Source organism: Acidocella aquatica, assembly GCF_030160635.1.
Taxonomy (GTDB): domain Bacteria; phylum Pseudomonadota; class Alphaproteobacteria; order Acetobacterales; family Acetobacteraceae; genus Acidocella; species Acidocella aquatica.
In genome coordinates, this window is the sequence record NZ_BSOS01000075.1 from 1 (window position 1) to 8,809 (window position 8,809).

Annotated in this window: 5 protein-coding genes; 3 read left to right on the forward strand and 2 right to left on the reverse strand. The window is 57.5% G+C overall.

Going from position 1 to position 8,809, the window contains the following annotated elements; translation table 11 throughout:
- Nucleotides 1-66 precede the first annotated feature (66 nt).
- On the reverse strand, nucleotides 67-1,023 hold the full coding sequence (locus QQJ84_RS13945; RefSeq protein ID WP_284258912.1) for an alpha/beta hydrolase: 957 nt from the start codon (nucleotides 1,021-1,023) through the stop codon (nucleotides 67-69).
- Nucleotides 1,013-2,020 carry an SDR family NAD(P)-dependent oxidoreductase gene (locus QQJ84_RS13950; protein WP_284258914.1) on the reverse strand — a complete coding sequence of 336 codons (1,008 nt, stop codon included), beginning with the start codon at nucleotides 2,018-2,020 and terminating at the stop codon, nucleotides 1,013-1,015. Before QQJ84_RS13950 ends, QQJ84_RS13945 begins: the two co-directional genes overlap by 11 nt.
- Nucleotides 2,021-2,638: 618 nt before the next feature.
- Here QQJ84_RS13950 and QQJ84_RS13955 point away from each other — a divergent pair.
- From QQJ84_RS13955 to QQJ84_RS13965, 3 genes are read left to right on the forward strand one after another with little or no spacing between them, the layout of a single operon-like run.
- Nucleotides 2,639-4,795, forward strand: a complete 2,157-nt coding sequence (locus tag QQJ84_RS13955) for a glycoside hydrolase family 3 protein (RefSeq protein WP_284258915.1) — start codon at nucleotides 2,639-2,641, stop codon at nucleotides 4,793-4,795.
- Nucleotides 4,792-6,057: an MFS transporter gene (locus QQJ84_RS13960; protein WP_284258916.1), complete on the forward strand. Its 1,266-nt coding sequence runs from the start codon at nucleotides 4,792-4,794 to the stop codon at nucleotides 6,055-6,057. The genes QQJ84_RS13955 and QQJ84_RS13960 overlap by 4 nt, the downstream gene beginning before the upstream one ends.
- A 22-nt stretch (nucleotides 6,058-6,079) precedes the next feature.
- On the forward strand, nucleotides 6,080-8,485 hold the full coding sequence (locus tag QQJ84_RS13965) for a glycoside hydrolase family 2 TIM barrel-domain containing protein (protein WP_284258917.1): 2,406 nt from the start codon (nucleotides 6,080-6,082) through the stop codon (nucleotides 8,483-8,485).
- The last annotated feature ends 324 nt before the right edge of the window (nucleotides 8,486-8,809 follow it).

An 8,809-nucleotide genomic window follows, 5' to 3' on the forward strand; every position in this document is an offset into this window, starting at 1 on the left:
GAATCATGGTGACCCATTGATTCAGAGATTAAGCCGCTTCGCAACCAAAAAATCACAACTGTAATGTTAGGCGTGGACCGACTGCAGGGCGGCCTCGGTTTCATAAGGCGCCCCCACTATGTCACCGAGCCAACTACGTGCCTTTTTGAGGTAGGTTCGACCAAGCACAGTGTTGCGGGCCCACCCTTCGAACCCATGCGGGGCGCCGGAGACCTGCACAAAGGTTGCGTCGACTCCGGCTTGTCTCAGACGTTCGGCATAGGCGCGATCTTCGTCAAAGAAGAGATCGATATCTCCCACGCCGATCCACGCCGGGGGCAAGCCGGCCAAGTCCTCGCGTCGAGAGGGTGACGCATAGGGCGGGGCGGTAAACCCGCCCGGCGTTCCGCCCAGATAGGCAGTCCAACCGACAAGGTTGGAACGGTTGCTCCAGAGAGGATAGTCAATGGAATCCAACTCGTGGCGATTGACGGTTCGGTCATCGAGCATAGGGCAGAACAGCCATTGTCCCAAGGCGCGCGGTCCGCCGGCATCGTGTATGCGCTGGATCAAACCCGCGGCCAATCCGCCGCCGGCGCTCTGCCCGCCGAGCACGATGCGATCCCCGTCGATGCCCAGGGTTTTCGTGGAGGCTTGCAGCCAGTCCCATACGGCAAGAGCATCGTCCATCGGCGCCGGAAAAGGATGTTCCGGGGCAAAGCGGTAATCGACCGAGGCAATAGTGATACCAAGGCTCCGGCACGTCTCGGCACAGAAGTGATCATCCATGGCCGGCGCCCCCATCATGAAGCCGCCGCCATGGATCCACAGCAACGCAGCATTCGTCCGGACGTTACGGGGCCGGTACAGCCGCATTCGGGGCGCCCCGCGGTGGTTTTCGGCATCGACACCATCGACCTTCGAGCTTGGTATCATGCGGGTGATCCGCCGCCCGAGCCACAAGGAAAATTTGGTCTGCGACCGCATCGTCGGCATCCACCGAACCCGGCCGCGCAGTTCGGGCGCAATCATATTAATGTCCATTATACGTCTCCCTCGGGCGCGGCTCAGATAATGGCGGTTTTTCATGGGTCTTCGCCGGCTCTGGCATGGGTTTGAGGCTTTGGAGCGATGTCGCGTCCGGGACAGGCAGGGAGTCGGTCAATATCTCAAGAGTGACGTTGAATAATTGCCGGCAGAGCTGATCATCCCTGGCAAGCGACCCGGGGCGGGCTAACCGGCCAAGTTCGAAATAGCTGCCGCTGGGGGCTGCAAGCGCTGGATCGACGGCAACCCGAACGATCCCGGCCGCCGCTTCTTCCGGCGTCAACAACTTAGAGCGGATCAGTGTTAAAAGGACATGGTATAGCCTGCTTTCGATCATTCGCCGCCGCAGCATGTTCGTCAATACGCCGCCGGGATGCACCGAGTACACGGTAGCGTCCGGCCATCGTTCAGCAAGTCCTCGTGCGAACAGGATATTGGCAAGCTTGGACCTGCGATAAGCCCGTATGCCATTATATTCCCGCGCGCCCATCAGGTCGTCCATCGGTAGCCCCTTGGCACGGCGATGTGCTTCAGACGCGACGATCACCACGCGCCCTCCGGCGTTGCGGATCGGCCGTTCAAGGGCGAGCAGCAGAGCGGCATTTCCGAGATGATCGACGCCGAAATGGGTTTCAAAACCGTCCTTGGTAAAACTTCGTGAAGTGCCTGCCACCATGACGCCGGCGTTTGCGACAACGATGTCGATGCGTTGATGCGTAGCACGTATTTCAGCCGCTGCGCGGCGGACCGAAGCAAGGTCCGCGATATCCGCCAACAGGCCATCGACCGGCCCAGTCGCCACCGCTCTAATGTCAACAAGGCTGCGCGTAATGCTAGCAGGATCGCGCCCCGTGATGATCGTTCTTGCCCCCGACGCGGCAAGCTGCTGCGCAATATGCGCACCTATTCCCGCTGTGGCACCCACGACCAAACTGGTTAACCCCGTAAGATTGGCCGGGCGGACTAAATTTGTAACGCGCTGTAGGACGGACATGGGAGGGCGCTTCCAATTACGCTTCGGGCGGTCATCACCCTCGGAATATTTTTATATTCGTATTGCAGTATTTATCCCGATAAAATGCAATTAGGCAAACGGCACTTGCAATCCAATTGTAGATCGTGGTGATATCAGTATCAGCATCAGAATGCTAACTTCCTATGATATACCTGTGTATAGTGTTTGCCCCCACATTGGGGCGGCCTGGTCCAAGGCCTAGAAAACCATGATATCGTCGCGGCGATTAAAACCCTCCCTGTAAATTTCCGCCGGCACATGGCGGGCGCCAAAGCGGGAGCCGCCACCGTTAAACCTGGTCAATTGGCCGCCCAGGCAACCCTTCGCCGCAGCTGCCGGGATGGCTGTTACCAAAAGCCTAAGCGCATACCGGGTTTCCGTTCAAATGTGCTATCACGGCAAGACATGGTCCAGCGTGATTTTAAGTTAGGCTCTAGATCATTTATGGTCGCGCAAACGGCAAAAATTGGAATTGGACAGTCCTGAAAAGCAATCAAATTACATACTGATTATCGTCGGGACGGGTTGTGCGTTTTCAGAAAGACGTCTAACTTTCCACTGGAACGCCGGGAAACACAATCCAATGAAAATGACGCCATGATTTCGGTATTTGATGATCTTGTGCAAGCCGTTCGTAACCGAATCGTCACAGCGGACGATGCAGCGGACCGTATTCTGGCACAGCTCAGCGACCAGGAGCTGCTTTATATGCTAGATGGTGATGTCCCGCGCATGAAAATTATGTCTCTGCCTGCGGCAATCAAAGCCGGTCCGATTTCGGCGGGGGCAATTCCGCGGCTGGGCATTCCGGGCATCCTCTTCACCGACGGCCCGCGCGGTGTCGTCATGGGCCGTTCGACCAGCTTTCCGGTGACAATGGCGCGTGCCGCAAGCTGGGACCCGGCGCTTGAAGAACAGGTCGGGCTTGCGATGGGGCTCGAGGGTCGTGCGCAGGGCGCAAATTACTCCGGCGCGGTATGTATCAACTTGCTGCGTCATCCAGCCTGGGGACGCGCGCAGGAGTGTTGCGGCGAAGACCCGGTACTGATCGGGCAGATGGGGGCTGCACTATCCCGCGGGTTGCGATCGAACCTGATGTCATGCGTCAAGCATTATGCGCTGAACTCCATGGAGAACGCGCGGTTCACCGTGGACGTCAAAGTCGATGATCACGCCTTGCACGAAGTATATCTGCCGCATTTCAGGACCGCGATCATGGCCGGCGAGGCGGATTCCGTGATGAGCGCCTATAACTCGGTCAATGGCTATTGGGCGGATATGAATAAGACGCTCCTGACCGACATCCTGCGTGACGAATGGGGCTTTACCGGCTTTGTCACCAGCGACTGGGTTTTCGGTACCCATGACGCCGTTGCTTCGCTGGAAGCGGGGATGGACATTGAAATGCCGGCGCGGCTATTACGAGCGCGCAACTTGCCGGCTGCATTGAAGCGCGGCCGCATTTCGCGGCAACTTGTGTTGAAATCGGCTAAGCGGATCATGGCCACGCAGCTGCGTTATCACGCCCGGCGCAACCCACAGGAACCTGGCCGGGACGTTTTAGCCAATGATGCGCACCGGGCTCTGGCGCGCATTGTGGCAACCCGCGGAATGGTGCTGCTCCAAAACAACGCGATCCAGGATGGAAGGCCATTACTGCCATTGGATGGCCGTGCAATCAAACGGCTCGCCGTCATCGGGCGGCTGGCGGAGTCGGAAAATCTCGGAGACCGCGGTTCCTCGCTGGTCCATCCGCCATCGACTTGCTCACCCTTGACTGGTCTGCGCGAGGCGTTGCCGGACGCCGAATTGCCTCATGCGGACGGCAGCAATCTGCAGGCAGCGGTAGAGCTGGCGGCAGGCGCCGATGCCGCGGTGTTATTCGTCGGCCTCACCGCTGAAGACGAAGGCGAGTCACTGGTAAATGACAATATCGAGGGCGCCGGTGTCATGGGCTTTCCCTTCTCATCGCGTGTGGTCCAATGGCTGCTTAAGAAGTTCACGAGGAACGCCCTGGCCCAATTCGGCCGCGGCGGTGACCGTAAACAGCTGTCGCTCCATGCGGAGGACGAAGCTTTGATTGCCGCGGTAGCCGCGGTTAATCCCCGAACGCTTGTTGTACTGTTTGCCGGCAGTGCCATTATCATGGAGCGCTGGCGGGATAAGGTCCCGGCCATATTGATGGCGTGGTACCCTGGGATGGAAGGCGGGCGCGCCATCGCCGACGTTCTGCTCGGGGTCGAGGAGCCGGGCGGCAGGTTGCCATTTGTGATTCCGGAAGATGCAACACATTTGCCATTTTTCGATGCCAGCGCGAAAAAAATCGTTTACGATGCAGCATGGGGACAACGTAAGCTGGACCTTGACGGACACAACCCGGCTTTTCGTTTCGGCCATGGCCTTGGCTACACCAGTTTCGAGATGACGCTGCTCAACGTGAACGAAAATGCCGCCCAGGTGCGGGTGCGTAACACCGGTTTGCGCGACGGTGCGACGATCGTTCAGATTTATGCCTTCGACGCCGGCGCCACACCGCGGGTGCCACAGCTTGTGGGTTTCGGCAGGCTGGTGTTGAAGGCTGGTGAGGAGTGCGACGTTGATATTACGCTAGATCTAACGCCCATCCATGAACGCTCACCGGAGACTAAAATTTGGTCGAGGCGCGCAGGCGACTGGCGGCTCATGGCGGCGCCGTCAAGCCCTTGCTCGAAAGCCCTGGACGAAGCCACAACGAACGCCGCCCGCGCGCCATGAAAATGGCGACGAGAGATCCGATACCGGCGTTACCAACACAAGCCAAAAGCGGGAGGACCAATCGTGGTAGCCGCACAATTTTGGCAACGGCAGTGGTCATCCCTGGCTTGCTCGGTGGCATTCCTGGTCTTGGAAACTTCCTCGTCCTACCGCTCATGAGCAACTTTCATGCAAGCCGCGGGACAGTGATTTTCCTGATCGAGATGGGCTGGTTCGGAATGTACATTGCCTCGCCCATCGTCGGTCGTGTGCTGCTACGAATTGAGCCTTGGATGGTGATGCTGTTCGGAACCATCGCAGCCGGCGCCGCTTTTCTGGTTGCAAGTTCCGCAACTACGCTGGGCGTCGCGGCCGCAGGCTACATCATTGCGCAGACATTAGGTTTTGGCTGTTGTGGCCTGCTCACCAGTCAGACGATCATCGTCAGGCGGTTCCCCGAGAAATTAGGCGTCTTTTCGGGTACACAGACCGTAGCGCTGGCCGGCATGGGGGTGATACTTACGTTGATCGTAGCACCTTCCATCGTGGCTTATGGCTGGCGCATGGTCGTGACCGTTTATGCAATCGTGTTGCTTGTGGTGGTACCAGGATTAGTTCTGTTCGTCTTGCGTGGCCGGACGGTGCCGAAAGGGCCGGAAAAAATACCCGTCGAGGCGACGGCGGTCATAAATGCCCCCCCTGCGGGGGTTCCTACGATGAAACAAATTCTGGCTATGCCTTCTTTCTGGTTGCTGGTGTTCGCGATTGTCCCCGTTGGAATCCTTGCACAGGCGATCAGTGTAAATGTAATACCGTTTTATGCTGAACGCGGTATCGATACGCGGCATGCGGGAACGGTTCTCGCCGGGATCGGCGCCGCAGCGGCGGTCGGGGCTTTGAGCATTGGCAAAATTGTCAGCTACGCCAATCCCGCCGTTGTGATTGCGGTCATTGCGGCCATCGCGATTGCTGGAATGGCAGTGCTCAGTTTAAACGCCGGCCCACCCGCTTTGGTCTTCATTATCGTTTACGCTGCGCTTTCCGGCGTGGCTCCCACACTTGCCGTCGGGGTGCAGCGGATCTTTGGTAACATCGCCTATGCGCCCATTCTCGGGCTGGTTGGACCATTCTTTCTCCTAAGTGCATTCTCAGGTGCGGGGGCGGGATGGTTGCGTGATCGCCTTGGGGATTACCAACATGTTTTCGGTATCCTGGGGATGCTTATGGTCGTCTCGCTTCTGTCGGCAGTGGCACTCAGCCGCCGCCCAATGGCAGAACAATGATGACACGTAGGACCATATCGAGATGAGCGATATGGCTTTCAACGACGGCTGGACGGTCCAGCGTCTTCCCGACGGTCCAGCCACACCGGTGTTTCTTCCGCATGACGCCATGCTTGGCGAGGGAAGAGCTGCACATAGCCCAGCCGGATCGCACCAGGGTTTTTTCCTGGGAGGTCAGTACCGCTACCGGAAGCCATGGTACGTGCCACTCGACATGAGCGAAAAGCGGGTGAAGCTATTTTTCGAGGGCGTCTACCGGCACAGCAGGGTGTTGGTGAACGGGCACGATTTGGGCGGCGCGACTAACGGCTACACCGAGTTTGAAGTGCCGATCCACGAAGCGCTGCGTTTTGGCGAGGAAAATCTTATCGAAGTGACGGCCGACAACAGCGCTCTTCCCAATGCGCGCTGGTATACCGGCGCCGGTATCTATCGGCCGGTATGGCTGCGAGTAGAGAACGCCGTATCAATCCCCCGTGATGGCCTTCGGGTTCGTACTTTGTCGGTATGTGGCGGGGCGCGCCTCGCAATCGAACTGGACATTCTAAACCCCGGTAGTGAAGCGCTTGACGCTACGGTGATCGTCGTTGCAGGCGGGCTAGAATGCGCGCGGGAATCGCAACGGATCGCCGGTACAGCTGGGAAGTTCGAAGTAAGCCTGCCGGCGCCGAAGCTCTGGTCGGCTGACACGCCAAATCTTTATAGATGTGTTGCCCATGTCAGTGCGAATGGCACCGTGCTGGCCAAACGGTCGACGAATTTTGGCATCAGAACCATTACCGTGGACGGCCGGTCGGGTTTGAGAATCAATGGCCAGGAAGTCCTGTTGCGGGGGGGCAATATCCATTCAGACAGCGGCGTGTTGGGGGCAGCCACTTTTGCCGCGGCCGAATATCGTCGGGTTCGAATTATGAAGGAAGCCGGCTTTAATGCTATCCGCGTCGGACATGCTCCTTGCTCGCGCGCGTTACTGGATGCCTGCGACGCGCTGGGCATGTACGTGATAGACGAGCTTTACGACGGTTGGTACGACCACAAGACCGAGCAGGATGATGCGTTGCATTTTTCCGCCGCCTGGGAGACGGATGCGGATGCAATGATTGCGAAAGACCGCAATCATCCAAGTGTCATAATGTATGCAATTGGTAACGAGAACAGCGAGCCCGATACCGCGTACGGAATCGCGACCGCACGCCGCCTTGCCGAGCATTTCCGTATGAAAGACCGTGATCGGTTAGTCACCGCCGGAGTTAACCTCATGTCGGCAGCACTTGGTTGGCCGAAAACTCGAAAAGGCAGTGAAACGGAACAGCCGGCGTCCAAGGGTTCACCAAACATGAACAGCACAATGATCAATGCGATCACCAACCAGTTCGGTTGGCTGATGCGCGTGGCGCCGCGGCTCAAGCGTACCGATGCCGTTACCATTCCAATTTTCGAATTGCTGGACGTCGCGGGTTATAATTATGGCTATGTTCGTTACAAAACAGATACGCGCCTGCATCCCGAGCGCGTCATCGTTGGCACTGAGACCGTTCCGGGCGTGCTTCCTGAAGTGTGGGCGCTGGTCGAGAGCCTGCCCGGAGTAATCGGCGATTTTGTATGGGCAGGCTGGGACTATCTTGGTGAGGCCGGCATTGGCTGCTGGGAATATGATACCCGCAAGTCCCGCCTGCTCAAGCCATATCCGCGCCTGACCGCCGGCGTGGGATTGATAGACCTGATCGGACATATTGATACCGCCGGGCTGCTTGCACGGATGATCTGGGGGCAGCTGACGGGTTCGGTCATTGCGGTCCGTCCTGTGCATCTCGCACCGCATTCGTTTCGAAAAACCGCATGGCGATCGAGCGATGCCGTTGTGAGCTGGTCGTGGCGTGGATGCGAAGGCAAGCCGGCCTATTTCGAAGTATTAAGCGCCGACGACGAAGTCGAACTCTTGATTAACGGACGATCACTGGGTCGGCAGCGTGCCGGTAAGGCGCAACGCTACGTCGCAAAGTTTAAAGACGTCTATGCGCCCGGCGAGGTCCTGGCGATCGGATATCGCAACGGTATCGCAACACAGCGCACAACAATCCGGTCTGCCGGCAGGGTAAGTTTGCGCCTCAATCTGGAAAACGAGACGATCTCTGCCGATGGTCAGGATCTGGCTTTCGTCCAGATCATTCTGGCCGACGCCGATGCGAACGTTGAAATGCTGGATGACGATAATGTCCGCATCGCCATTGATGGTCCGGCAACCCTTGCCGGGTTTGGCAGTGCTACGACGATCACGGAAGAAAGCTTCGTCGACAACGTCCATTCGACGTATCGAGGACGTGCGTTGGCAGTCATTCGCTCCGGATTAACGCCTAGTCGCGTAACAGTCATGGCAACGAGTGAACGCCACGGAAGCGCTTCTGTAGAAATTTATATCGTTGACTAAAGATACAATGCGTCTTTCAAATTGAAATGGATGACAACGGGCCCCAAAGACGCTAGCCCGTATTATGCGTCACTCCGACCACGAATAGGTAAACCTCTGAAATTTCTACACATTCTAACATACGACCAAGCTTGCAGCTGTTTTCAGGGCTTTTTAGAATTAGAAGCAATTTCAATGCCTTGCTGGACGTTCGCCGACCCTCATGAATTATCCGGGCTAGCCCGGATTATGCAGGACTGCTGGCGAGCATAGCGTAAGCCGTTGATTTGATGTAAGAATTGGTTATCGACGCCAAACTCCATCAAGACGGAACGCGATGCTCGC